The 24116-nt window shown below is 74.7% G+C and carries 23 protein-coding genes and 1 pseudogene; 17 read left to right on the top strand and 7 right to left on the bottom strand.

What is annotated here, in order from left to right; all coding sequences use genetic code 11:
• The 5 genes from GPA02_RS06850 to GPA02_RS06870 all read left to right on the top strand — a co-directional run.
• The coding region (locus tag GPA02_RS06850) for an ABC transporter permease (RefSeq protein WP_420809355.1) at positions 1–1718 on the top strand (1718 nt) is incomplete at its 5' end.
• Between the two features lie 25 nt (positions 1719–1743).
• The gene (locus GPA02_RS06855; RefSeq protein ID WP_156199176.1) at positions 1744–2742 is read left to right on the top strand and encodes an ABC transporter ATP-binding protein; all 999 of its coding nucleotides are present in this window, start codon (positions 1744–1746) and stop codon (positions 2740–2742) included.
• A gap of 193 nt (positions 2743–2935) precedes the next feature.
• Positions 2936–4537 carry a hypothetical protein gene (locus tag GPA02_RS06860; protein WP_156199177.1) on the top strand — a complete coding sequence of 534 codons (1602 nt, stop codon included), beginning with the start codon at positions 2936–2938 and terminating at the stop codon, positions 4535–4537.
• A gap of 85 nt (positions 4538–4622) precedes the next feature.
• Positions 4623–5477 (top strand): VOC family protein, encoded by an 855-nt coding sequence (locus tag GPA02_RS06865; RefSeq protein WP_156199178.1) that lies wholly within the window; start codon positions 4623–4625, stop codon positions 5475–5477.
• Between the two features lie 39 nt (positions 5478–5516).
• Positions 5517–6503 carry a pirin family protein gene (locus GPA02_RS06870; protein ID WP_156199179.1) on the top strand — a complete coding sequence of 329 codons (987 nt, stop codon included), beginning with the start codon at positions 5517–5519 and terminating at the stop codon, positions 6501–6503.
• A gap of 5 nt (positions 6504–6508) precedes the next feature.
• Here GPA02_RS06870 and GPA02_RS06875 read toward each other — a convergent pair whose 3' ends face one another.
• The gene (locus GPA02_RS06875) at positions 6509–7618 is read right to left on the bottom strand and encodes a GNAT family N-acetyltransferase (protein WP_156199180.1); all 1110 of its coding nucleotides are present in this window, start codon (positions 7616–7618) and stop codon (positions 6509–6511) included.
• Positions 7619–7721: 103 nt separating this feature from the next.
• Here GPA02_RS06875 and GPA02_RS06880 point away from each other — a divergent pair, with 103 nt between their 5' ends.
• From GPA02_RS06880 to GPA02_RS06895, 4 genes are all read left to right on the top strand, one after another.
• Complete coding sequence (locus GPA02_RS06880) at positions 7722–8423, top strand: hypothetical protein (RefSeq protein ID WP_156199181.1); 702 nt, start codon at positions 7722–7724, stop codon at positions 8421–8423.
• Positions 8420–8878: a hypothetical protein gene (locus tag GPA02_RS06885; RefSeq protein ID WP_156199182.1), complete on the top strand. Its 459-nt coding sequence runs from the start codon at positions 8420–8422 to the stop codon at positions 8876–8878. Before GPA02_RS06880 ends, GPA02_RS06885 begins: the two co-directional genes overlap by 4 nt.
• Positions 8879–8964: 86 nt before the next feature.
• Positions 8965–9480 carry a PH domain-containing protein gene (locus GPA02_RS06890; RefSeq protein ID WP_156199183.1) on the top strand — a complete coding sequence of 172 codons (516 nt, stop codon included), beginning with the start codon at positions 8965–8967 and terminating at the stop codon, positions 9478–9480.
• Between the two features lie 52 nt (positions 9481–9532).
• The gene (locus GPA02_RS06895; RefSeq protein ID WP_156199184.1) at positions 9533–10912 is read left to right on the top strand and encodes a UTP--glucose-1-phosphate uridylyltransferase; all 1380 of its coding nucleotides are present in this window, start codon (positions 9533–9535) and stop codon (positions 10910–10912) included.
• Positions 10913–11357: 445 nt separating this feature from the next.
• Here the strand turns inward: GPA02_RS06895 and GPA02_RS06900 are convergent, their stop codons facing one another.
• On the bottom strand, positions 11358–12101 hold the full coding sequence (locus tag GPA02_RS06900) for a YaaA family protein (RefSeq protein ID WP_156199185.1): 744 nt from the start codon (positions 12099–12101) through the stop codon (positions 11358–11360).
• Between the two features lie 62 nt (positions 12102–12163).
• Between GPA02_RS06900 and GPA02_RS06905 the strand changes: the two genes are divergently transcribed.
• The 3 genes from GPA02_RS06905 (at position 12164) to GPA02_RS06915 (ending at position 14340) form a co-directional block, all read left to right on the top strand.
• Positions 12164–13063 (top strand): glycoside hydrolase family 43 protein, encoded by a 900-nt coding sequence (locus GPA02_RS06905; RefSeq protein WP_156199186.1) that lies wholly within the window; start codon positions 12164–12166, stop codon positions 13061–13063.
• 184 nt (positions 13064–13247) lie between these two features.
• Positions 13248–13670, top strand: a complete 423-nt coding sequence (locus GPA02_RS06910; protein WP_156199187.1) for a PPOX class F420-dependent oxidoreductase — start codon at positions 13248–13250, stop codon at positions 13668–13670.
• Complete coding sequence (locus GPA02_RS06915) at positions 13660–14340, top strand: TetR/AcrR family transcriptional regulator (RefSeq protein ID WP_156199188.1); 681 nt, start codon at positions 13660–13662, stop codon at positions 14338–14340. The genes GPA02_RS06910 and GPA02_RS06915 overlap by 11 nt, the downstream gene beginning before the upstream one ends.
• Before the next feature lie 68 nt (positions 14341–14408).
• Here the strand turns inward: GPA02_RS06915 and GPA02_RS06920 are convergent, their stop codons facing one another.
• Positions 14409–14807 (bottom strand): NUDIX hydrolase, encoded by a 399-nt coding sequence (locus GPA02_RS06920; protein WP_204986525.1) that lies wholly within the window; start codon positions 14805–14807, stop codon positions 14409–14411.
• Between the two features lie 25 nt (positions 14808–14832).
• Entirely contained in the window at positions 14833–16074 is a 1242-nt protein-coding gene (locus GPA02_RS06925; protein ID WP_156199189.1) for an LLM class flavin-dependent oxidoreductase, read from the bottom strand.
• A gap of 788 nt (positions 16075–16862) precedes the next feature.
• Here GPA02_RS06925 and GPA02_RS19625 point away from each other — a divergent pair.
• Positions 16863–17108 (top strand): annotated as a pseudogene (locus GPA02_RS19625) (EF-Tu/IF-2/RF-3 family GTPase); the annotation flags it as partial.
• Positions 17109–17134: 26 nt separating this feature from the next.
• Here GPA02_RS19625 and GPA02_RS06935 read toward each other — a convergent pair.
• The 3 genes from GPA02_RS06935 to GPA02_RS06945 form a co-directional block, all read right to left on the bottom strand.
• Positions 17135–20380, bottom strand: a complete 3246-nt coding sequence (locus GPA02_RS06935; RefSeq protein ID WP_156199191.1) for an efflux RND transporter permease subunit — start codon at positions 20378–20380, stop codon at positions 17135–17137.
• Between the two features lie 121 nt (positions 20381–20501).
• Positions 20502–20954 carry a MarR family winged helix-turn-helix transcriptional regulator gene (locus GPA02_RS06940; RefSeq protein WP_156199192.1) on the bottom strand — a complete coding sequence of 151 codons (453 nt, stop codon included), beginning with the start codon at positions 20952–20954 and terminating at the stop codon, positions 20502–20504.
• Between the two features lie 36 nt (positions 20955–20990).
• Positions 20991–21749 carry an SDR family NAD(P)-dependent oxidoreductase gene (locus GPA02_RS06945; RefSeq protein WP_156199193.1) on the bottom strand — a complete coding sequence of 253 codons (759 nt, stop codon included), beginning with the start codon at positions 21747–21749 and terminating at the stop codon, positions 20991–20993.
• A 136-nt stretch (positions 21750–21885) separates the two neighbouring features.
• Between GPA02_RS06945 and GPA02_RS06950 the strand changes: the two genes are divergently transcribed.
• The 4 genes from GPA02_RS06950 to GPA02_RS06965 all read left to right on the top strand — a co-directional run bounded on the left by GPA02_RS06950 (position 21886) and on the right by GPA02_RS06965 (position 24109).
• Positions 21886–22266, top strand: coding sequence for a DUF2809 domain-containing protein (locus GPA02_RS06950; protein WP_162457719.1), 381 nt, complete (start codon positions 21886–21888; stop codon positions 22264–22266).
• Positions 22263–22985 (top strand): VOC family protein, encoded by a 723-nt coding sequence (locus GPA02_RS06955; protein ID WP_204986526.1) that lies wholly within the window; start codon positions 22263–22265, stop codon positions 22983–22985. Before GPA02_RS06950 ends, GPA02_RS06955 begins: the two co-directional genes overlap by 4 nt.
• 47 nt (positions 22986–23032) lie before the next feature.
• A complete protein-coding gene (locus tag GPA02_RS06960; protein WP_156199195.1) occupies positions 23033–23308 on the top strand; it encodes an acylphosphatase in 276 nt (91 codons plus the stop codon).
• 174 nt (positions 23309–23482) lie between these two features.
• On the top strand, positions 23483–24109 hold the full coding sequence (locus tag GPA02_RS06965) for a PASTA domain-containing protein (protein ID WP_156199196.1): 627 nt from the start codon (positions 23483–23485) through the stop codon (positions 24107–24109).
• Positions 24110–24116: the final 7 nt, after the last annotated feature.

Raw genomic sequence — 24116 nt, forward strand, 5'->3', positions numbered from 1 at the left:
GCCCGCGGCCACGGCGCCCGCTCGCGCGCGGTCCGCGGGGCCGGGGCGTCGGCCGCGTGCTCGGCTGGGGCGTCGCGGCCGCGGTGCCGCTGCTGTTCCTCGGCGTCTTCTTCGCCTGGCCGACGGCGTCCCTCGTCGCCCGCGGGTTCGTCACCGACGGCGCGCTCGACCTCAGCGGCTTCGGCGAGGTGCTCGGCCGCCCCCGCACCTGGCGGATCGTCGGGCTGACGCTGCTGCAGGCGACGCTCGGCACCGTGCTCTCGGTGCTGCTGGGGCTCCCGGCGGCCTACGTGCTCTACCGCTGCACGTTCCGCGGCCGCACGGTGCTGCGTGCGCTGGTCACGGTCCCGTTCGTGCTGCCGACGGTCGTGGTCGGCGTGGCGTTCCGGGCGCTGCTCGCACCGTCCGGCCCGCTGGGGTTCCTCGGTCTCGACGGCAGCCTCGCGGCGATCGTCGCCGCGCTGGTGTTCTTCAACTACGCGGTCGTCGTGCGCACGGTCGGCGGGCTGTGGGAACGGCTCGACCCGCGCGCCGAGGAGGCCGCGCGCGCCCTCGGCGCGAGCCCCTGGCAGGCGTTCACCCGCGTCACGCTGCCCATGCTCGCGCCGGCGATCACCTCCGCCGCGTCGGTGGTGTTCCTGTTCTGCGCGACGGCGTTCGGCGTCGTCCTCATCCTCGGCGGCACCCGCTACGGCACGATCGAGACCGAGATCTGGACGCAGACGACCCAGTTCCTCGACCTGCGCGCTGCGGCGGTGCTCTCGGTGGCGCAGCTCGCCGTCGTCACCGTCGCGCTGGGCACCGCGGCACGGGCGCGCTCGCGGCGCGAGCGCGCGCTGCGGCTGGCCGGCCACCAGGGGCGGCCGCACCCGCTGCGGCTGCGCCCCACGCCCGCGACCGGCCTCGGCGACCTCGTCCCGGCCGCGGTGACCGCCGTCGTCGGGCTGGTGCTGCTGGCGCTGCCGATCGGGCACCTGCTCCTGGCCAGCCTGCGCACGCCGTCGGGCTGGGGGCTCGGCAACTACGTCGCACTGGGCACCACCGGCGGCCGCAACGCGCTCAGCGTCACCGTCTGGGAGGCGCTGGCCACGTCGCTGCGCACGGCGGTCGACGCCACGGTGATCGCCGTCGTGGTCGGGTCGCTGGTGGCGCTGGTGGTCTCGCGCCGACCGCGCTCGGGTGCCGCGCGCCGCGCCGTCGGGGTGCTCGACGCGCTGTTCATGCTGCCGCTCGGCGTCTCCGCGGTGACGGTCGGGTTCGGGTTCCTCGTCACTCTCAACCGGCCGCCGCTGGACCTGCGGTCCTCGCTCGTGCTGATCCCGATCGCCCAGGCGGTCGTCGCGATACCGCTCGTCGTGCGCACCGTGCTGCCGGTGCTGCGGGCGATCGACCCGCGGCTGCGCGAGGCGGCCTCGGTGCTCGGCGCGTCGGGCGCGCGCGTGCTCGCCCACGTCGACGGCCCCTACCTGCTGCGCTCCCTCGGGCTGGCGGTCGGCTTCGCGTTCGCGGTCTCGCTCGGCGAGTTCGGGGCGACGGCGTTCCTCGCCCGCCCGGACCGGCCGACGCTGCCGGTGGTCGTCGTCCGCCTGCTGGGGCGGCCGGGTGCCGAGAACTACGGGATGGCGCTCGCGGCCGCCGTCGTGCTGGCGCTGCTCACCGCCACGATCATGGGGGTCACCGAGCGGCTGCGCAGCGGCGTCGGGGCGGGAGAGCTGTGAGGACCACGAGCGCGAGGAGTCACCGGTGCTGAGCATCGAGGGAGTGAGCGTCGGCTACGGCGGTCCGCGGCCCGCCGTCGACGACGTCTCGCTCGAGGTCGCCACCGGCGAGGTCGTGGCGCTGCTCGGGCCGTCGGGGTGCGGCAAGTCGTCGCTGCTGCGCGCGGTCGCCGGGCTGGAGCCGCTGCTGGCCGGCGCGGTGCGGTGGGCCGGCGAGGACCTGGCCGACGTGCCGGTGCACCGCCGCGGCTTCGGGCTGATGTTCCAGGAGGGGCAGCTGTTCGAGCACCGCGACGTCGCCGGCAACGTCGCGTTCGGGCTGGAGATGATGGGCCGGCGCGACTGGTCGAGGGTCGCCGAGCTGCTGGACCTCGTGGGTCTCGCGGGCTACGAGCGTCGCCCGGTGCGCACCCTGTCCGGCGGGGAGCAGCAGCGGGTCGCGCTCGCGCGGGCGCTCGCGCCGCAGCCGCGGCTGCTGCTGCTCGACGAGCCGCTCTCGGCCCTGGACCGCCGGCTGCGCGAGCACCTCGCGGTCGAGGTCGCCGACATCCTCCGCGCGACCGGCACCACCGCGCTCTACGTCACCCACGACCACGACGAGGCGTTCACGGTCGCCGACCGGGTGGCGCTCATGCGCGCGGGCTCGCTGGTGCAGGTGGGCACGCCCGCGCAGCTGTGGGCCGCCCCGGTCGACGCCGAGGCGGCGGCGTTCCTCGGCTACCGGCTCGTCGAGGACGACGACGGCGTCCTCGCGCTCGGCCCGCGGGCGCTCCGGGTCGCGACCGCCGACGAGGAGCCGGTGGCCCACGGCGTCGTCACCGGCCTGGCGTTCTCCCGGGGCGAGGCCGTCGCGCTGGTCGACGTGCCGGGCTGGGGCGAGGCCCGCGCGCTCGTGGGCGACAGCGGCAGCACGGGCGGCTCGGCCGCGGGCCACACGGCCGGAACGGGAGGTCCGGGCCCGGGCGACACGGTCGGGCTCGTGCTCGCCCGCTCCGAGACGACCCGCGTCCCGCCCACCCACTGATGGTTCCAACCCACTTCTGCCCCCTCTGACGGCTTCAACCCACTTCTGACCTCTCTCAGGGTTGCGACCCACTGCTGCTCCTCCCGGGGGAGGAGTGGGTTGAAACCTGTCTGGGGCAGGAGTGAGTGGAGACCGTGGGTGGCGGGGCACATCTGCCCGGGCGCCGGCACGGCACGGCTGCCAGACTCGCCGCATGGGCGACTACTTCGACTGGTGGTGGAAGGGCGGCAGCTGGTACGACCTGCAGCAGCGCGAGCAGATCGAGGCGCTGTCGCTGAGCCAGTCGCGCGCGGCGGCCCGGCTGCGGTCGGAGCTGCGCCAGGAGGCGAAGCGGTCCGAGGACCTCGCGACGCGGCTGTCCCGGCTGGAGGACGCGGTCGTCGCGATCGTCGAGCTCGAGGACCTGCGCGGCGTGCTCGACACCTTCTCCGACGCCGTCGCGACGCGGCGCTACGCGCGTGACGTGCTCGCGCAGATCCCCGCTCTCGGCCGGGTCCCCAGCAGCACCTCGCCGACACCGCCGCCGGACGTGCCCGGCTACTGGTTGCACCCGGCCGTCCGGTCGGTCGACGCCGCCCTGCACGGCGACGCGGCGACCCAGGCGGCCGCGAGCGCCGAGGCCCGGCGTCGCGACCCGGTGCGCACCGCGCAGTTCCTCGCCGCGGTCGCGATCCTCACCCGCTCCGACGTGGCCGACGACGACCTCGCCACGCTGTTCCCGACCAGCCGGAGGGTGAGCACCTACCAGCGTGCGCTGTGGCTCGCGGTCGCCGAGGGTGGGCTGGGCGAGGAGGCCCGGCGCGGGCTCGCGCAGGCGATCGCGTGGGTGCTCGCGCAGGAGACCACGCAGCCGGCGCAGCCGGAGGGCGACCTCGTGCAGGTCCGGATGCCCGGCCCGCGCGTCACCCCGGACGACCTCGACGAGGTCGTCACGAGTCACCTGCTCGGACGTCGGACGCCCCCGGCCGACACCGCCTCGGCCACCGAGGCGCTGGCCGACCTGCGCGCCCTGGTCGCAGCGGCCGCCGCGGCCGGCCGCACGCTGCCGGCGGCCGGCGAGGTGCCCGACGGCGTCGCGGACCTGCTGGCGCAGGTCGTCAGTGCGGGCGCGCCGGGGGAGGAGCCGGTGGTCGAGCGGATCATCGAGATCCGGCAGGCGCTCGCGGCCATCGGGGCGTCGACGACGATCGCGGCGCCGGCGCTGCTCGACGAGGACGAGCTCGACGTCGTCGACCTGCTGCGCGCGGACCTGTCGGCGGACGGGTCCCCGGGCGCCCGCGCGGTCGCCGTCGCGGCGCTGCAAGGGCCGATCGAGGCCGTCGCCGACCGGCTGGCCGCGCTCGCGCAGCAGCCGCTGCCCGACGGCGAGCGGGTCCGCGTCGCGGGCGGCATCTCGGTCGACATCACCTCGGCAGGGCCGGTCGACGGCGGCTGGCGCGCCCGGCTCACCGACCGGGTCGCGGCCATGCACCCGACAGAGCCGTACCTCGGCTCCAGGATGATCGGCGGTGGCGTCGTCGCGGTGCTCGCGCTCGTGCTCGGCGTCACGAGCGGGCCGGGCTGGCTGCTGCTTCTCGTCCCCGCGCTCGGGATGGCCGGTCACGCCGCCTGGCAGTGGCAGTCCTCACGGGAGCGCCGCGAGTCCGCGGTGCGTCACGCGCTCACGCAGGCCGAGGCAACCATCGCCGATCGCACGGCGCGGCTGGCCGGCGACCTGGTGTCGCTGCGGCAGCGGGTCGACCGAGTGCCGGCCGACCTGCACGAGGTCCGCACGACGCTGCCTGTCGTGGTCTGACGGTGCAGCGGGTGACCGACCTCACCCGAGCACCGACAGCGGCTCTGCTACGATAGTTGAAATCTTGACTACATGAGGAGCAGCGATGGACCGGCTGGCACAGAACACCGCGATGGGCGACGTCGAGCTCCTCGTGCGCGACCTCGACGCCGTCCTGGCCTTCTACGCCGAGGGCGTCGGCCTGGACGTGCTGCGGCACGACGGCCCCGAGGCCGTCCTGGGTCGCGGCGGCGCGCAGATCATGCGGCTCGTGCAGCGCAGCGACCTGCCGGAGTTCCGCCGCGGCGACGCAGGGCTGTTCCACACCGCGATCCTGTTCGGCGACGAGGCCGGGCTCGCACGCGCCGTCGCGAGCGTCGCGCGGTTCGCGCCTCGCAGCTTCACCGGCAGCGCCGACCACCTGGTCTCGCAGGCGTTCTACTTCGACGACCCGGAGGGCAACGGCCTCGAGCTCTACGTCGACCGGCCGCGCGACCAGTGGCGCCGCCACGCCGACGGCACCGTCGACATGGCGACGATCCACCTCGACCCCAACGCGTTCCTGCAGACCCACCTGCCGCAGGCGCCCGCGCCTGCCGAGGACGGTGCCGGCATCGGCCACGTCCACCTGCAGGTCGGCGACATCGCGCTCGCCGAGCAGTTCTACGCCGGCGTGCTCGGGTTCGACGTGATGAACCGGTACGGCTCGCAGGCGCTCTTCGTCGCGGCGGGCGGGTACCACCACCACATCGGCATGAACACCTGGAACAGCCAGGGCGCCGGCCCGCGGGCCGCGTCGCTCGGGCTCGGCCAGGTGAGCATCGAGCTGCCGACGACCGACGACGTCGACGCGCTGGTCTCCCGGCTGCGCACCGCGGGCGTCGAGATGCGGCACGACGGCGAGACGCTGCGCTTCGACGACCCGTGGAAGACGCTCATCGAGGTCCGCGCGGCCGCGTGACCACGCGCACGCCGGCGCGACCGGTGGCAGGCTCGTGACATGACCAACCTGGACCCGCGACCGGCCGAGCTGGACCTGCCGCCGACCGCGGCGTGCGGGCCGACCGTGCAGCTGCTGGAGTCGCGCGAGGTGCCGCTGGGCGGTCTGCGCGCGATGACCGTGCGTCGCACCCTGCCGCAGCGCGCGCGGTCCACGGTGGGCGCCTGGTGCTTCCTCGACGCCTTCGGGCCGTCGTCGGAGGTCCCGATGACCGTGCTGCCGCACCCGCACACGGGGCTGCAGACGGTCACGTGGCCGATGGTCGGCGAGATCCGGCACCGCGACTCGCTCGGCAACGACCTGCTCGTGCGTCCGGGCGAGCTCAACCTCATGACCGCCGGTGCGGGCGTCTCCCACTCCGAGGTCTCGGCCGAGGGCGTCGAGCTCGCGGGGCTGCAGCTGTGGACCGCGCTGCCCGACGGCGTCCGGGCGCCGTCGTTCCAGCACGTCGCCGACCTGCCCCGGCTGAGCGGGCCGGGCTGGACCGGCATCGTGCTGGTCGGCTCGATCGGCGACGCCGTGTCGCCGGCGGTCGTGCACACGCCACTGGTCGGGGTCGACCTGCAGGCCGAGCCGGGCGCGACCGTGCGGCTGCCCGCGGAGCCCGGCTTCGAGCACGCGCTGATCGTCGTCGAGGGTCAGGTCGCGGTCGACGGCGTGGCGATCCCAGCCGGTCCGCTCGCCTTCCTCGGTATGCAGCGCGAGCGGCTCGAGGTCGCCGCCGGCCCGACGGGCGCACGGCTGGTGCTGCTGGGTGGCGAGCCCTTCGAGGAGCCCCTCGTCATGTTCTGGAACTTCATCGGGCGCGACCACGACCAGGTCGCGGCCGCGCGCGCCGACTGGGAGTCAGACGCCGCACTGCCGCTGGGGGACCCGCGGCGCCGGTTCGGGACCGTGCCGGGGCACGGCGTGGACCGGATCCCGGCGCCGCCGGTGCCGCCGGTGCGGCTGCGGCCGCGCACCCGGCCGGTGCCGCCCGGCGGCTGAGCCCCTCAGTCCTCCAGCCGCAGCTCCCACCCGGCGCCGCCGCCCGCGGGCCGGAACCCGAGCGCGACGTTGATCGAGAGCATGTGGTCGTTCTCCTCGGCGTTCCAGGTGTGCACACGACGCACCTGCGGGCGCTCCGTGGCGAGGCGGCGCAGGTTGGCGACCTTGAGCAGCATGCCCAGCCGGTGGCCGCGGTGCTCGGACCGGACGATCGTGTTCTCCTGGAAGCACGCCTGCGGCTTGTGGTCCACGAACGACAGCTCGGTGTAGCCCGCCAGCTGCCCGGAGGGCCGGTGCAGCGCCGCGACCGTCATCGTGCTCATGCCGTTGTCGGCGATCGCGCTCTCGACGCTGCGGACCCGCTCGGGCGTCCACACCTCCTCCTCGGTGGTGAGCCCTGCCGTGGGGGCGTCGGTGCTCATCGCGGTCTGCAGCACGCAGAACTCCTCGACCCACTCGTCGGGCACACGGTCCGACCACGCGACGAGCTCGTAGTCGGTGCCGGCGCGCTCGGCGGCCTCGTCGCCGAGCCGGGCGAGCAGGTCCGGGTCGACCGGGACCTCGAGCACCGAGTGCCGCTCGGCCTGCTCGAGCCGGCAGCCACGGGCGAGCGCGAACCGCGTGCCGGGGGCGGAGGCGGGCACCCGCCCGTAGCCCGTCGGCGGGGCGAGCGCGTCCGGGTCGTCCGCGGCGGGCTCGGTCGCGTAACCGGTCCAGCCGTGCACGATGGTCCGGCCGTGCGCGCGCGCCACGTCGAGGGCGTGCGCCCACAGCGCGGCGCCGACGCCTCGACCGCGCACGTCCGCGCGGGTGCCGAGGTCGACGTCCGCCGTCGCGACGTTGTCGTGCCGCGGCATCCAGACGACGCCGATCCCGAGCACGTCGGACGCCGTCGGGTCGTCGACGGCGGCGTCGACGGCGACGAACCGCCGCTTGACGGCGTTCTCCTGGTGCGCGAGGCCCGCGACGACCTGCTGCGCCGAGATCGCGAGGTCGTCGTTGCCCCAGGTCTCGATGTCGATCGCCTCCGACACCTCCGCGACGGCGGTCGCCTGCCAGCTGGGGGTGTCCGTGGCCGAGGTGGGCTCGGGCACCTCGATGATCCGGTAGCTCATCGTCACAGCGTGAGGGGCAGACCTGCCCGGCGTCACCCCCATTTCGGCGTGGCGCGCGTTGTTACGCTCGCACGGGACCGATCGCGGGAGGGGGTGGTACCGGATGGGCAACGGCCCGGACGTCTTCATGATCGTCGTGCTGGTGTTCCTCGCGCTCGCCGGCGGGCTGATCTGGCTGAGCTACCAGCAGCGCAAGAAGGCCCGCGAGGCGGCGCGAGCGTTCGCGCAGGCGCGCGGCTGGACCTTCACCCCCGACGCGCCGCAGCTCTCCCAGCGGTGGCGCTCCGAGCCGTTCGGCCGCGGTCACAGCCGCCGGTCGTCCAACGCGGTCGCCGGCACGTTCCACGGCCGGCACGTCGTGTCGTTCGAGTACCAGTACACGGTCGGCAGCGGCAAGAACCGGAGCACGTACTTCTACCACGTGGTCGCGCTGAGCCTGCCGGCCGCGCTGCCGTGGCTGCAGCTGACGCGCGACGGCGCGGGCGCGGCGGTCGCGAAGTTCTTCGGAGGCCAGGACATCCGGTTCGAGTCCAAGAGCTTCAACGACGCCTGGCGGGTGCGGGGTCCGGAGGGCCAGTACCCCTACGACTTCATCCACCCCCGGATGATGGACCGCCTGATGGCGCCGGACGCCCTCGGGAAGAGCATCACGGTCGAGGGCAGCGACATCTTCGTCTGGGTCAGCGGCCGCCAGGTGCTCGAGGCGATCGACGTCTACGCCAACCTGCTCTACGGCATCTACGACCTCGTCCCGCGCCACCTGTGGTTGCGCGTGGGGCACGACCCGGCGACCGAGCGCCGATGAGCCGACGCACGCCCGCGGCGCTGGTCGCTGCCGCCGCGCTCGGCGCCGTCGCCGGGTGCGCACCGGCCGACCCTGCGGCGGTCGCCGCGTTCGGGCTCGACGACACCGGCTACCTCGGCGTCGTCATGCTCTGCGACGAGGGCCGCAGCCTCACGCACGTCGAGGTCCTCGACGTCGAGCGCGACCAGCCGGCGATCGCGTGGATCGGGCGCACGGTCGAGCCGATCACGATCTTCCGGCTCTCCGAGGCACCGCCGGACAACTGGGTGGTCGACGTCGAGGGCGGGCTGCTCAGCGGCACCACCTACCGGTTCCGCGCCAGCGCCGACGACCTCGAGGTCCTCGGTCCCGAGCTCGACCTGGACGACCTGGCCACGGTCGGCGTCGGGGGAGTCGTCGACCCCGACGGCGTCGTGCTCCCGCTCGAGGAGTTCCTCGACACGGGCTGCGACTGACGGCGCCCGGCGGCGGCCCGCCGGGCGCGCGAGATCGCGGCCCTGCGCCGCCGCTCGCCGGCGCGGCGGTGTGCCACGATGACGCCATGGCTCTGCCGCGGAAGTTCCTGGGCGCCGACGAGGACGTCATCCTCCACATGCGCACGCACGGCAAGGACCTCGTGCTGCCGGCGCTCGGGCTGGTGGTGCTCGCGGCCGCCACCTGGGCGGCGATGGTCTTCATGCCCGCCTCCTGGACCCCGGTCGGCACCTGGGTCGTCGGTGTCGTCGTCGCCGTGCTGTTCGTCGTCGTGGTGCTGGTGCCGTTCCTGCGCTGGCGCACCACCACCTACACGCTGACCGACCGCCGGGTGATCACGCGCCGCGGCATCATCAACAAGTCCGGTCACGACATCCCGCTGTCCCGGATCAACAACGTCACCTACGACCGCAGCCTGCTCGACCGCATCCTCGGCTGCGGCACGCTCGAGCTGACCACCGCGGCCGAGGCGCCGGTGACCCTGCACGACGTGCCCGACGTCGAGCGCGTCCACGTCGTCATGACCGAGCTGCTGTTCGGCGACGAGCAGGGCGCGGTGCTCAAGGCGAACGAGGACGACTAGCCCCGCGAGGGCCGCTTCCGCGCCCGGTCCGGGTCCGCCCTACGATCGGGGCATGAGCGACGCGGGACTGGCGCAGGCGCAGGAGAAGATGCAGCGGGCCGGGGTGGACCCGGTGGCGATCGAGGTCTTCAGCCACTACTACCGGCAGCTGGAGGAGGGGGCCACCGGCCTCATCCCGGAGAGCTCGATCGAGCCGCTGCTCGACGTGCCGCAGCTCGCCGACGTCGAGATCTCCGACGCCGACGCCGCGGCGGCGCTCGACAAGACCGTCGTGATCAAGCTCAACGGCGGCCTGGGCACCTCGATGGGCATGGACCGCGCCAAGTCGCTGCTGCCGGTGCGCGACGGCAAGACCTTCCTCGACCTCATCGTGCAGCAGGTGCGCAGCGCCCGCGAGGCCACCGGTGCTCGGCTGCCGCTGCTGTTCATGAACTCCTTCCGCACCCAGGCCGACACGCTGGCCGCGCTCGAGCCCTACCCGGACCTGCCGGTCGAGGGGTTGCCGCTGGACTTCCTGCAGAGCAAGGAGCCCAAGCTGCTCGCCAGCGACCTCACGCCGGCCGAGTGGCCGGCCGACCCGGAGCTCGAGTGGTGCCCGCCCGGGCACGGCGACCTGTACCCGTCGCTGCTGGCCTCCGGCGTGCTGGACGCGCTGCTCGAGCACGGCTTCCGCTACGCCTCGGTGTCGAACTCCGACAACCTCGGCGCGGGCCCGAACGGGACGATCGCGGGCTGGTTCGCCGCAAGCGGCGCGCCCTACGCGGCGGAGGTGTGCACCCGCACGGCCAACGACCGCAAGGGCGGCCACCTCGCGATCCGCCGCTCCGACGGCCAGCTGATCCTGCGCGACACCGCACAGACGCCGGCCGAGGACATGCATCACTTCACCGACGAGCACACCCACCCGTACTTCCACACCAACAACCTGTGGTTCGACCTGCAGGTGCTCGCCGACGTGCTGCGCGAGCGAAACGGCGTGCTCGGGCTGCCGCTCATCAAGAACGTCAAGACCGTCGACCCCTCCGACTCCTCCTCGCCCGAGGTGATCCAGATCGAGACCGCCATGGGCACCGCCGTCGAGGTGTTCCCGGGGGCGACCGCGATCGCCGTGGGGCGGGAGCGGTTCCTGCCGGTCAAGACGACCAACGAGCTGCTGCTGCTGCGCTCCGACGTCTACGACCTCGGCGAGGACGGCCGGCTCGTGCAGGCCGCCGACATCCCCGCCGTCGACCTGGACAGCCGGTTCTTCAAGAGGATCGGCGACTTCGAGGCCCGGTTCGCCGACGGCGTCCCGAGCCTGCGCGAGGCGACCTCCTTCAGCGTCGCGGGCGACTGGACCTTCGGCACCGGCGTGCGCGCGGTCGGCGAGGTCACCCTCGACGAGACCGGCACGCCCGACCGCGTCGCCGACGGCACCGTGCTCGGCGGCTGACCCCGCCCGGCGGCCACCCACCCCACACCCGGCCCCCCGGCCGGGCCGTCCCGCACGCAAGCCCGGGGGAGTGCGAACTCGTACGGTCCTGCCGATCTCGTACGGTGCACCGTACGAGCTGGGTCCGGCGCTACGAGTTCGTCGGGGGGGGGGGATCCGGCACCAGCCATCCGAGGCGCGGCCGCCGTCCCCTGCCGGCAGCCACCTCGCCCGGACTCCCACCTCGCCCGGGCCCCACCGCGCCGCCCCGCCAGCGCGCCGGCCGCCACCCGCCCCCGACCGGACCGTCCCCACGCAAGCCCGGGGGTGTGCGAACTCGTACGGTGCTGCCGATCTCGTACGGTGCACCGTACGAGCTGGGTCCGGCGCTACGAGTTCGCCGAGGGTGTGGGGCGGGGGGCGTCGGGGCCGACGCCGGCCGTGTGGCCGGGGAGATGGGCGCGTCTCAGGGGCGCACGTCGAGGACCCAGGGCTTGCCCGGCCGGGCGGGCTCGTGGAGCGTCACGTCGAAGGCGGCGCCGATCTCCTCGGCGACGCCGGGCACGTCGCGCGCGGTCGAACCGGTCACGCACAGGTGCCGCGCCACGAGGCCGCGGGTGTGCTTGGCGTGGTGGCTGGCGCCGGGCACCCGCACGAGCACCCAGCGGTCGGCGAGCTCGCCGGTCGGGCGCCACACGGGCTGGTAGCTGCTCGACCGGCCGTCGACGACGACGCCGCGCCCGGCGGCCTCGGACAGCACCGGCTGCAGCACACCTCGCCAGTGCGCCTCGAGGCCCTCGACGCCGTCGAGGCGGCCGCAGATCGGGAGCCGGTAGGGCGGCAGCGGGTCGGTGAGCCGGACGGCGCCCATCAGCGCGGAGGTGATGACGACCCAGCGTCGTGCCCGGCGCAGCGCCGGACCCGACATCGACGCGAGGTCGAGCGCGTCGTAGAGCACGCCGGTGTACAGCCGCTCCGCCGGGACGGTCGGCAGGTCCCGCAGCTCGATGTTGCGCCGCACCTCCTCGACCACGCCCGCGGGCACCCCGAGCCTGCTGACGGCGTCCGGCCGGGCGCTCGTGGCGACGAGGCCCTCGACCACGCGCTCGCGGGCCTCGGTGAGCGAGGGGAACGAGAGCCGGTCGAGGTCGAGCGGACGGCCGCGGCCCCGGCCCGCCTTCCCCTCCGACGGCGGCAGCAGGATGAGCACGCAGGCAGCCTAGGGTGTGTCGCAGCCTGCGCTCACCGGCCCAGCGAGGAGGAGCAGAGACGATGGTCACGCCGCTCGGGCTGGAGGACATCCAGATCCGCGACCCCTTCCTGCTCACGGTGCCGGAGGAGGGCGTGCACTACCTGTTCGGCAGCACCGACGCCGACCCCTGGCGCCCGCCGGCGACCGGCTTCGACTGCTACCGCAGCGCCGACCTGCGGGTCTGGGAGGGGCCGCTGCCGGCCTTCCGCCCGCCCGTGGGGTTCTGGAGCGACCGCAACTTCTGGGCGCCCGAGGTGCACCGCCACCGCGACAGGTTCTACATGTTCGCCTCGTTCAAGGCCGACGGCGTCCCGCGCGGCACCCAGGTCCTCGTCGCCGACCGGGCCGAGGGCCCGTACCAGCCGTGGAGCGACGGGCCCGTGACGCCGTCGGGGTGGGAGTGCCTCGACGGCACCCTGCACGTCGACGACGACGGCCACCCCTGGATCGTCTACTGCCACGAGTGGGTGCAGGTGGTCGACGGCGAGGTGGTCGCCCAGCGGCTGGCCGACGACCTCCGCGAGGCGCAGGGCGAGCCGGTCGTGCTCTTCCGGGCGTCCGAGGCGCCCTGGGTGCGGCCGGTGCAGCACCGCCAGCTGCCGCCGGGCGCGCAGGGGTACGTGACCGACGGGCCGTTCCTGCACCGGCTCGCCACGGGCACGTTGGTGATGCTGTGGTCGAGCATGGGCGAGAGCGGCTACGCGATGGGGCTGGCGCGCTCGGACGGCGGCGTGCTGGGGCCGTGGGAGCAGCTGCCGGACCCGGTGTGGGCTCGCGACGGCGGCCACGGCATGATCGCCCGCACGCTGCAGGGCGACCTGGTCATCACGCTGCACCAGCCCAACCGCACGCCCGAGGAGCGCGCGGTGATCCGGCGCCTGGCGGAGACGCCCGACGGGTTGCGGCTGCTGACGGACTGAGCCCGCGCGACGCGTCGTCGGACGGCGCCCGTCGAGGCCGGCACACGACCGTGTTCCGCTCCAGGATGGTGCGGCACGAGACCAGCACACCCTGCGGCCCGATCGGCCGCCGCCCTTGTGCAGGGACGATCCCGAGCGTACGGTAGCAAGTAACTACTTACTGATGTGAACGAGGAGGGCGGTGATGGGCAAGCTAACGACCGCGGGCACCGGCCCGGGAACGGCGACCGACCTGCGCTCCCTGGTGGCGAGCGGGACCGTGCTGCTGCGCACCCGCAAGCGCGACGGGACCTGGGTGGCCACCCCGGTCAGCCTGGTGGGCGACGGCCGCGGCACCGGCGCCTACTTCCGCACCTACGACGCCGCCGGGAAGGTCAAGCGGCTGCGGAACTTCCCGGAGGTGCGCGTCGCACCGAGCACGCTGCGCGGGAGGCCGACCGGTCCGGAGGTCACCGGGCGCACGCGGCGGCTGCACGGCGCGGAGGACCTCGCCGCCCGGCGGGCGCTCGCCGCGAGGTTCCCCGTGCTGCACGGGCTACTCGTGCCGTGGTATCACCGCATTCGTGGATGGACGACCCTGCACTACGAGCTGACCCTTGACCACTGACCAGGGCGAGCGGCGCCCCAGCGCGCAGGAGAACCCGAGCGAGCCGGCGGCGGCTCCCGGGGCCGACCCCGCGGGCGCGGGCACGGGCACCCGGGACCGCATCCTGCAGGTCGCGATGGACCTGTTCGGGCGCCAGGGGTTCCGGGCGACCACCGTCAACCAGATCGAGGCAGGAGCGGGCCTGTCCGTCGGGGCGGGCGGCCTGTACCGGCACTTCCGCTCGAAGAAGGACGTGCTGGTCGAGGGTCTGCGTCGGCAGGCCGAGTCGGGGCAGGGGCTGCGCGACACCCTGGGCGACCCCGCGCGGCTGGCCGACCTCCCGCCCCGGGAACGGCTGATGGCCGTGGCTCGGGCCGGCCTGGCCCGGCTGGAGCAGGAGCGCGACCTCAACCGCCTGCTCGTCCGCGACCTCGCCCAGTTCCCGGACCTGCTGGAGCAGGTCCGCACCCAGGAGCTGCAGGCGATGGTCCGTGGCCTGACGGCGTGGCTCGCCGCCCAGCCCGACGGCATCCCGGGCACGGACTGGGAGGCGGTGGCCGCGGTGCTGGCCGCTGCGGTCAGCCACTACTGGATCATGCGCGACGTGTTCTCCGGGGAGCACCCGCACGCCATCGACGAGGAGCGGTTCCTCGACGCCGCCTGCGACCTCGCGGCGTCCCGGTTCCGCTGACCGCGTCGGGCCTCGCCGTCACGAGCCGACGACGGCGCGGCCGACGGCGCGCTGCCGCCGACGCCCGGTCAGCGGGCGAGCGCGGGCAGGACGTGGTCGGCGAGCAGCGGCGCGACGTCGTCGGGGTAGCGGTCACCGAGCTCCTGCCAGCGGATCTCCTCGATCTCCGCCGCGGGGCTGCCGACCGGGACGCCCGGGTGCTCGAACACCTCGGCGAGCACGTGCGTGCCGGGCTCGTTGGCGGCGTCGGCGCGGAAGGAGCCGACGTGCGCGAGCCGGTCCTCGTCCAGCTCGACGCCGAGCTCCTCACGCGTCTCGCGCACGGCGGTCTGGGCGGGGGTCTCGCCGGGCTCGGGCTTGCCGCCGGGGAACATGAACCGCGCGGTGCCGCGCTTGCGGACCGTGAGCACCCGGCCGGCGCCGTCGCGCAGCACGACGGCGCTCACGCGGATGACGGCGGTGCTCACCGTGCCAGGGTAGAGCGGCGGTGCGTCAGTCGGCGCTCGGGTCGAGCGCGTGCCGCCCGCGACGGCGCGAGGGCTCGCCTGCCGGGCGGACCGGGTCGCGGTGCACGCGGGTGATGCCGCGCGGCGGGGTCGGGGTGGTGGTGAGCAGCCGGCTCGGCGCGGCGGCGCGGCGGCGCGCACGCGTCTCGCGCGCCCGGTCGGACAGCACACCCCGCGCGGCACCGGTCAGGTGCGGTACCACCGCGCGTGCGAACAGAGCGAGCGAGGCGTGCGCGTCCTCGGGGTCGGCCCAGCCCGCGTGCTCGATCAGGAAGGTGCCGACGCCACCGCTGCGGTCGAGCACGCGCGCGACGTGGTCGACCGCCATCGCCGGGGTGCCGACCATGCCGTGGCCGCCCGCGTGCAGGGCGTCGACCAGGGTGTCGGCGTCGGCGTCCGGCGTGAGACCCGCCGGCAGGGCGCTGCCCGCGTGCGCGGCCCACCGCCGGATGCCGTGGCGCACCTGGCGGCGTGCCTCGGCCTCGCTCGCCGCGACGTGCACGAGCCCGACGGCGGCCCACCGGTCGTGCGCCGCGGCGGTGCCGTGACGCGCCGCGGCCGCGACGGCGCGCTGCCAGGTGTCCGCGGCGTGCTCGTCGGCAGCGGTCGCCGCGGCCGACCCGGTGGCCAGCAGGCCGTGCCCGAACCGGCCGGCGAGCTCGGGCCCCGGGCCGGCGCCGAGCGCGACGACCCGCACGTCGAGGTCCTGACCGTAGGGACGCAGCTGCGGTCGTGCGGCGTGCAACCGCCAGGGTGCGTGCCGTGCCGCGATCGAGACCGGTGCGCGCTCGTGCAGCAGGGCGCTGACGGCCTCGATGCCCTCGCGCACCTGCAGCTGCACCTCGGGAACGGTCTGCCCCGCCGCAGCGGCGTCGGCCGGGACGGGGTCGGCGGAGAGGCCGAGCAGCAGCCGGCCGCGTGTCAGGTGGTCGAGCTGCAGCGCGGTGTCGGCGAGCACGGCCGGGTGGCGCCCGGCGATCGTCAGCACGGCGCCGAGCCGCACCCGGTGGGTGACGGCGGCGGCCCGCGCCACCATGAGCGCCGGGTCGGCGACGAGCCGCCAGCTGGTGCGCCGGTGCTCGCCCCACCACACCTCGTGCAGCCCCAGCCGGTCGGCGTGCTCGGCCAGCGCGAGGCCGTCCTCGAGCTGCGCGGTCGGGTCGTGGTCGGGCCGGTGGACGGCGTGCTGGTAGAGGCCGAACCGCGGCCGCGCGGGCGTGCCCGTCATGCCGTGACCGGTGCGGCGGCACGCACGACCTGCATCGTGCGAGGGGCGGGAGAGGGGAGGGTGCGCGCAGGCATTCGCTCAGCTTCTGATCGAGGTGTCAACGGCCCAGCACTCCCCATGATGCCCGAGCCGTCCCGAGCCTCCCAGGGGCGGTCGAGGTCGTCAAGAGCGGCCGCACCGGGTGCGGCCGATCGGCGCCGCGAGGTGCCCCGGCGTGGTCCGGTCTCGGGCGCACCCGACCGTGCCGACGGGGAGCACTGCCCACCCCCGTGCGGCGGCCCTGCCGCTACCGTCGATCCGTGAGCTTCTACCCGGACGGGCAGCCCGACATCCCGAACCAGACCCCGGTCCCGGGCACGACACCGCCCGAGCAGCCGGGCCGCCGTCTCGCGCGCGCGCTGACGCGGACCGCCGTCATCAACGGCGTCGTGCTCCTGGTCGCGATCCTGCTCGCCTACGTCGTGCCGATCACCGACGACCCCGACACGGCGCTGACGATCGTCGTCGTGGCCGCGGTCGCGACCGCGCTGCACACCACCAGCGTCGTCATGAAGGAGAACAAGCGGCGGCAGGCCGGGCTCGGCGCGATCCCGGCGCCCCCGCCGCCCGGCGCGAGCGGCCGCGTGACCGCCGGCCCGACCACGGCGCCCACACCCCCGGGCGCCGTCCCGCCCGGCACGCCCGACGGCGCCACCGCGCCCGGCATCCCCTACGGAGCCGCTGCACCCGGTGCGACGGGCGCGAGCCCGTACCTCACCTCCGCGGGCGCGGGCCCGCAGGGCTTCGCGATGACGATCGAGGACGTCTTCACGATCACCGGCCGCGGCACGGTCGTCACGGGACGGGTCGGCAGCGGCCAGGTGCGCACCGGCCAGGCGGTCGCGGTCGTGCGCAACGGCCAGGTGGTGGCGGAGTCCACGATCGGCGGCGTCGAGATGTTCCGGAAGCTCACCGATGTCGCGAGCGCCGGCGAGAACGTCGGGCTGCTGCTCAGCGGGCTCAGCCGTTCCGACCTCCAGCGCGGCGACGTCGTCTCCGCCTGAGCGCTCGGCGTGACCGCTCAGGTCGCGTCGGGCTCGGCGTCGGCCGCGTGCCGCGCGTGGCGACGGCGCGGCCCGCGCCCGTCGGCACCCCGGTCCTCGGTCGGCCCCGTCGCCCCGGTCGAGCCGGCCGAGGTGGCCTCGGCCGTGCCGTCGGAGTCCTCCGTCGTCGCGCCCCGGCGCGCCTCCCGGCGCTCGCGGCGCCGCTGCGCGCGGCGCTGACCGATCGTGTAGATCACCGGCACCAGCACGAGCGTCAGCAGCGTCGAGGAGAGCAGACCGCCGATGACGACGATCGCGAGCGGCTGCGAGATGAACGCGCCGCCGCCTGTCACGCCGAACGCCATCGGTAGCAGCGCGAAGATCGTCGCGGCCGCGGTCATGACGATCGGGCGGAGCCGCTTGCGAGCACCCTCCTCGACCGCCTCCTCCAGCGGCCGGCCGCGCGACCGGTACTGGTTGATGAGGTCGATGAGCACGATCGCGTTGGTCACGACGACGCCGACCAGCATGAGCATGCCGATGAGCGCGGGCACGCCGAGCGGGGTGTCGGTGACGAGCAGCCCCAGCAGCGCGCCGGTCGCCGCGAACGGGATCGACACCAGCAGGATGAGCGGCTGCGCGAGCGAGTTGAAAGTCGCGACGAGCACGATGTAGACGATCGCGATCGCGAGCACGAGCGCGAGACCCAGGTCGGCGAAGGCGTCGGCCTGGTCGGCGGCGACACCGCCCACCTCGACCTCGGCGCCGCCCGGCAGCTCGAGGTCCTCGACCCGCTCGGTCAGCTCGCCCGTGAGGGTGCCGAGGTCGTCGCCGTCGGGCGTGACCGAGACGGTGACCGTGCGGCGGCCGTCGGTGCGGGTGATCGCCGACGCCGTCTGCACGACCTCCACCTCCGCGACCGAGGCGAGCGGCACCACGCCCTCGGAGCCGGTGAGCGGCAGCGACTCCAGCTCGTCGAGGTCGGCCGGCGGCTCGGCGAACGCGGCCACCACGGTGACCTCCTCGCCGTCCAGCTCGATCGTGCCGACCTCGGCGTCGTTCATCGCGCCCGCGACCGTGCCGGCCACCGCGGTCTCGGTGAGACCGGCCGCCGCGGCCGCCTCACGGTCGACCGTCACCTGCACGACCGGCTGGTCGGCGGCCAGCGTGGTGCTGATCTCGGCGACCCCGGGCGTGCCCTCGACGGCGTCGGCGACCATCTGGCCGGCCTCGGTGAGCGCGTCGAGGTCGTCGGCGGAGACCACGAGGTCCACGGTGCTGCCGGCGAGCCCGGTGTCACCGCCGGAGACGCTGATGCCGGTGACCCGGTCGCCGACGAGCGGCTCGACCGCCGCCCGGACGTCGGCCTGCGCCCGGGTGCCGTCGGCATCCTCGTCGAGCGTGATCGCGAACGTGGCCTGGTTGGCGCCGCCGCCCAGGATCGACTCGATGCCGCCCCCGGAGCCGATCGAGGTCTGCACGATCTCGACCTCGGGCAGCGCCAGCAGCGCCTCCTCGACCTCCTGCGCTGCGTCGTCCTTCGCCTGCAGCGACGTGCCCGGCTCGAACCGCTGGGTGACGGTGAGGGTGTTCTGGCCGCTGTCGCCGAGCAGGTTCGTCTGCAGCTGCGGCACGAGCGCGACCGTGCCGCCGAGCACCGCGACCGCGATCGCGAGCGCGACCACCGGGCGGCGCAGCGAGGCGCGCAGCAGCGGCAGGTAGGCCCGCTGCCACAGGCCGCGGCGCTCCTTCGCCTCCGCCTCCTCGCGCAGCCGGGCGGCCTCCTCGGGGTCGGTGGCCGACACGCGGGAGCGCACGAACCAGTACGCGAGCACCGGGATGATCGTCAGCGACACGAACAGCGACGCCAGCATGCCGATCGCGACCGTGAGCGCGAACGGCCGGAACAGCTCGCCGACGAACCCGCCGACGAAGCCGATCGGGGCGAACACCGCGACCGTCGCGAGCGTCGCGGACGTGATCGCGCCGGCGACCTCCTTGACGGCGGTCGTGATCGCCGTCTTGCGCGGCTCGCCGTAGGAGAGGTGTCTCGAGATGTTCTCGATGACGACGATCGCGTCGTCGACCACGCGGCCGATCGAGATCGTCAGCGCCGCCAGCGTCAGCAGGTTGAGGCTGTACCCCACGGCCTCCATGACGATGAAGGCGGTGAGCAGCGACAGCGGGATCGAGACCGCGGAGACCAGCGTCGAGCGCACCGACGCCAGGAACAGCAGGATGACGACGACCGCGAACGCCAGCCCGAGGAGGCCCTCGGTCGTCAGGCCCTCGATCGACTCGGTGATGAACGGCGCCTGGTCGAAGGTCACCGCGACCTCGACGCCCTGGGCGTCGAGCCGGTCGGCGAGGTCGGCGATCACCTGCTGGACGGCGTCGGACACCTCGACGACGTTGCCGTCCGGGGTCTTGGTGATCGCGATGCCCAGCGAGTCCTCGCCGTTGAGCCGCGACAGCGAGGTGGCGACGGCGGTGCCGTCGACGACGTCCGCGACGTCGGCGAGCGTGACGGTGCTGCCGTCGGGCGCCGTCCCGACCGGCAGCGCCTCGAGGTCCGCCACGCGGGTGATCGGGGTGCCGACCTGCAGCGCGAGGGAGTCCTCGCCCGAGGTGAGGGTGCCCGCCGGCAGCCGGACGCCGTAGTCGTCGAGGACCTCGAGCACCGCGTCGGGCGTCAGCCCGGCCGCCAGCAGCGCGGGCATGTCGACGTCGAGCCGCACCTCGCGCTCGGCCTGGCCGGTCACGGTGACCGACCGGACGCCGTCGAGGTCGCTGATCTCGGGCACCACGATGTCCTCGATCACGCCGGCGAGGTCGTCGAGGCTCTCGCCGCCCGAGGCGGCGAGCTGCACGACCGGAAGGTCGTCGATCGAGCCCGCGAAGATCGAGGTCTCGACGTCGTCGGGCAGCTGCGAGGAGACCGTGTCGACGGCGGAGCGCAGGTCGGCCAGCGCCGTCGGCATGTCGGTGCCGTAACGGAACATGACCGTGCTGGTGGAGACGTTGCTGCCGGCGCTGGAGGAGAGCTCCTCGATGCCGTCGACGCCCTCGATCGCGTCCTCGAGAACGGTGGTGACGCGGTCCTCGACCACCTCGGGCGACGCGCCCGGGTAGGTGCCGATGACGACCGCGGCCGGGAAGCTGATCGAGGGGATCAGCTCCTGCCGCAGCGACGTGAGGCTGACCGCGCCCAGCAGCGCGATCGCCGCGGTGATGAGGGCGGTGAGGGCGCGGCGGTTCAGCGAGAAGCGTGCGATGTGGTGCACGGCGGGCTCCAGGGTGGCGGGTCCAGGGCGATGGTTAGGTTAACCCGAAGCAGTTGGTCGGCATTCCGCGCGTTCGAGGGGCGCGGGTGGTCGGGCCACGTCGAGACGGGAGTCCGGCTGGTCAGTCGTCGCCGGTCGACCCGGTCACCGCGCGGCGCATGACGTCGGAGGCTCGGCTGAGCAGCTCGAGGTCGTCGTCGGTGAGCCGCGCGAGGATCTCGTCGTCGATCGCCGTCGGGCCGATGACGGCGTCGCGCCACGCCTGCACGCCGGCGGGGGTGGCGTGCACGATCCGCGCCCGGCCGTCGTCGGGGTCGGGGCGCCGCTCGGCGAGCCCGGCCGCGACCAGCCCGTCGACGAGTCCGGTGACCGTGGCAGCCGAGACGTCGAGCGCGCGCGCCAGGTCGCCGGCGGCCTGCGGGCCGAGCGCGTCCAGCACCACCAGCGCGTGCAGCCGGGCCGCGGACAGCCGGCTCTCCAGCAGCTGCTCCAGCCGCTGCCGCACCATCGCCAGCGCCATCGCCTGCTGGTTCTCGGCGATGCGCGCGAGCAGCGCCGCGCGGTCGGTGGTCATGGCTGGTGAGACTAGCTCTCGGGTCGTCGCCGCCGGTCAGCGCCCGCGGGCGGCGGCGCGCGCCGCGAGCCCGTCCGGCACCAGCCGCAGCAGTGCGACGATCGCCTTGTACCGCGTCGACGGCACGCTCAGGGCCTTGCCGCGGTCGAGGTCGCGCAGCGACTCCGCGACGACGTCGCGCGCCTCGAGCCACAGCCACCGCGGGACGCCCTCCTGGCCGGGCGGCAGCCCGAGGCGCGCGTGGAAGTCGGTGTGCGTGTAGCCCGGGCAGACGGCGGTGATCGTGACGCCGTCGCGCCGGTAGGCGGTGCTCGCCCAGCGGCTCAGGCTGACCTGCCACATCTTCGCCGCCGCGTAGGTGGAGCGTGGCGTGAACGCCGCGACCGAGGCGACGTTGAGGATCGCGCCGCGCCGACGGGCCCGCATGCCCGGCAGCGCGGCGTGGATGAGGCGCATCGGCACCTCGGTGTGGATGCGGTGGTGCCGGACCTCGTCCTCGATCGGGTTGTCGTGGAAGGCGAGGCTCATCCCGTAGCCGGCGTTGTTGACGAGCACGTCGACGGGCCGGTCGGTCTCCCGCAACCGCTCCTCGACGCGGGCGAGCTGGTCGGGCTCGAGCAGGTCCGCGGCCAGCACCTCGACGTCGACGCCGCGCGGGCGCAGCTCGCCCGCCAGCGTCTCGAGCGCGTCGGTGCTGCGCGCCACCAGCACCAGGTCGTTGCCGCGCGCCGCCAGCTGTCGCGCGTACTCGGCCCCCAGACCGGAGCTCGCCCCGGTGATCAACGCCCTCGTCATGGCGGCACCCTACGGCCGCACGGGCCGGGACCGGTGCGGCCCCGGTCGTGACGGAGCTGTGGAGGTCGCGCGCTGATGCGCGGGAGCCGGGCCGGTCGCAGCGGTCGGCGACCGACGGCGGTGCTTGGCTGCTCGCGTGAGTGCACCGAGCAGGGCGCGTGCCGCCGTCGTCCTCGTCGTCGCGGTCGTCGTCGGGCTCGGTGTGCAGCCGTGGCGCGAGCTCGCCTGGACCGACCCGGCCGGCACCCTCGCCTACGCCGCGGCCGCCGTCGGGGCGGTGGCGCTGCTGGTGCCGCGCCGCGGCGCGTTGCTGCCCGGGGTCGTCGGCACCGGACTGGCGTGCGCGGTCGAGGTCGCGCAGCTGAGCGGTGTGCCCGCGACGCTGGCCGAGCGGGTGCCGCCGCTCGCGCTGCTGCTCGGCAGCCGCTTCAGCGCGCTCGACCTCGCGCTGCTGGTGCTGGGCGGCGCGTTCGCGACCCTCGCGCTGTCGGTGCGTGCACCTAGCCTGCGAGGATGACTGGTCTCGGGCTGCACCTGGAGTGTCTCGTCGTCGACGCCTACGACCCGGACCGGCTGTCGCGGTTCTGGTCGCACGTCCTGGAGCTGCCCGTCGTCGAGTCCTCGCCGGGCGGCACCCGGCTGGGCTACCCGGGGCTGCCGGACTTCTTCGTCGACGTCGTGCGCTCGCCCGACCGTGCGGCACGGCCGCACCGGATCCACCTCGACGTCTACGCCGGGAGTCGCCGGGACGAGGTGGTGGAGCGTGCCCTCGCGGCCGGCGCCACGCACCTCGACATCGGCCAGCGCGACGTGCCGTGGGTGGTGCTCGCGGACCCGGAGGACTACGCGTTCTGCGTGATGCCGGAGCGGGAGGTCTATCGCGACACCGGCCCGATCGGCGGGCTGCCGCTCGACGCCGACGACATCCCGGCCGCCACCGAGTTCTGGCTCGCGGCCTCCGACTGGGTCGCCGACGACCACCAGCCGCACACGCTGCGGCACCCCTCGCGCACCGGACCGATGCTCGCGTTCACCGAGCCGGTCGAGCCGAAGCGTGGCAAGAACCCGCTCCACCTCGACCTGCGGGTGCCCGCCGGCGTCGATCACGAGGACGCGCTCGCGGGCCTGCTCGACCTCGGCGCCCGCCGCCTCGACCACGACTGGGGCGAGCTGCCCTGGACCGTGCTCGTCGACCCCGGCAACAACGAGTTCTGCCTGCTGCCGCCGCTGGACTGACCACCCGGCGTCTCGCACCGGTGGGTGGGTCACGGCACGATGGAGCCATGAGACGCGTGCGGGTCGTCGTCCGCGGCCGGGTCCAGGGAGTCGGGTACCGCTACGGCATGCTTCGTCGCGCGACCGCGCTCGGCGCGGTGGGCTGGGTGCGCAACCGCCGCGACGGCACGGTCGAGGCCGAGATGGAGGGCACGGCCGACCAGGTCGAGGCGCTGATCGCCTGGGCGCACGAGGGCCCGCCGGCAGCACGCGTCGACGCCGTCGACGTCACCGACCTCGACCCCACGGGGGAGCAGGGTTTCGTCACCCGCGAGACGCTCTGAGGCCGACCTCCTCAGCGGAGAGAGACCCGGTCCGCCGGATACGGCACGACCTGCTGGCCCCGGCCGAGGACGGACCGGCAGCGCGTGACCTCCGACGGCGTGGCGCGTGCGGTCGGGACGTGCGCGCCACTGCGCCGTCCTAGCCTGTGCGAGAGAGACGCAGGGGGAGATGACATGGCCGCACGGTTCAACCCACCACCGGGCTGGCCGGTGCCCCCGCCCGGGTGGACGCCTCCCGACGGCTGGCAGCCGGACCCCACCTGGCCTCCGGCGCCTCCGGGATGGCAGTTCTGGGTCGAGGACGCCTACGTGCAGCCCAGCGCGGCGAGCGGTGCGGCCGGCTGGGCACGCCGTCCCTGGCTGATCGCCGGGGCAGCCGTGGCCATCCTCCTGTTCGGCATCGCGATCGGCTCCGGGGGTCGCTCGGGCGGCGGTGACGTCGACGAGCCGCCGACGGCGTTCGCCGCGACGGAGACGACCGCCCAGGAGACGGCCGAGCCCGACGCGACGACGACGCCGGCCGCCGACCCGGACGACCCAGACGACGAGCCGACCGAGGACGAGCCCGACACCTTCGAGATGCCGGACCTCGTGGGCCTGAACCTGCAGTACGCCCAGGACACGCTCCAGGCCCTCGGGTCCTACTCGCTCGACCAGGAGGACGCCTCGGGCCTCGACCGGTTCCAGGTGAACGACTCGAACTGGAAGGTCTGTCGCCAGGACCCGGAGGCAGGCACCGAGATCCCCACCGACACGCTGGTGACCCTCTGGTCGGTCAAGCTCGACGAGACCTGCCCTTAGGCGGATC

The organism is Actinotalea caeni (assembly GCF_009733795.1).
Lineage (GTDB): Bacteria > Actinomycetota > Actinomycetes > Actinomycetales > Beutenbergiaceae > Pseudactinotalea > Pseudactinotalea caeni.

Bases quoted from the DNA above. Each gene is read 5' to 3' on its own strand.
- GPA02_RS06945 (WP_156199193.1), bottom strand. From the start codon at position 21,749: ATGACGAGGGCGTTGATCACCGGGGCGAGCTCCGGTCTGGGGGCCGAG.
- GPA02_RS06895 (WP_156199184.1), top strand. From the start codon at position 9,533: ATGAGCGACGCGGGACTGGCGCAGGCGCAGGAGAAGATGCAGCGGGCC.
- GPA02_RS06905 (WP_156199186.1), top strand. From the start codon at position 12,164: ATGGTCACGCCGCTCGGGCTGGAGGACATCCAGATCCGCGACCCCTTC.
- GPA02_RS06885 (WP_156199182.1), top strand. From the start codon at position 8,420: ATGAGCCGACGCACGCCCGCGGCGCTGGTCGCTGCCGCCGCGCTCGGC.
- GPA02_RS06865 (WP_156199178.1), top strand. From the start codon at position 4,623: ATGGACCGGCTGGCACAGAACACCGCGATGGGCGACGTCGAGCTCCTC.
- GPA02_RS06960 (WP_156199195.1), top strand. From the start codon at position 23,033: ATGAGACGCGTGCGGGTCGTCGTCCGCGGCCGGGTCCAGGGAGTCGGG.
- GPA02_RS06880 (WP_156199181.1), top strand. From the start codon at position 7,722: ATGGGCAACGGCCCGGACGTCTTCATGATCGTCGTGCTGGTGTTCCTC.
- GPA02_RS06925 (WP_156199189.1), bottom strand. From the start codon at position 16,074: ATGACGGGCACGCCCGCGCGGCCGCGGTTCGGCCTCTACCAGCACGCC.
- GPA02_RS06875 (WP_156199180.1), bottom strand. From the start codon at position 7,618: ATGAGCTACCGGATCATCGAGGTGCCCGAGCCCACCTCGGCCACGGAC.
- GPA02_RS06910 (WP_156199187.1), top strand. From the start codon at position 13,248: ATGGGCAAGCTAACGACCGCGGGCACCGGCCCGGGAACGGCGACCGAC.
- GPA02_RS06890 (WP_156199183.1), top strand. From the start codon at position 8,965: ATGGCTCTGCCGCGGAAGTTCCTGGGCGCCGACGAGGACGTCATCCTC.
- GPA02_RS06860 (WP_156199177.1), top strand. From the start codon at position 2,936: ATGGGCGACTACTTCGACTGGTGGTGGAAGGGCGGCAGCTGGTACGAC.
- GPA02_RS06940 (WP_156199192.1), bottom strand. From the start codon at position 20,954: ATGACCACCGACCGCGCGGCGCTGCTCGCGCGCATCGCCGAGAACCAG.
- GPA02_RS06870 (WP_156199179.1), top strand. From the start codon at position 5,517: ATGACCAACCTGGACCCGCGACCGGCCGAGCTGGACCTGCCGCCGACC.
- GPA02_RS06965 (WP_156199196.1), top strand. From the start codon at position 23,483: ATGGCCGCACGGTTCAACCCACCACCGGGCTGGCCGGTGCCCCCGCCC.
- GPA02_RS06955 (WP_204986526.1), top strand. From the start codon at position 22,263: ATGACTGGTCTCGGGCTGCACCTGGAGTGTCTCGTCGTCGACGCCTAC.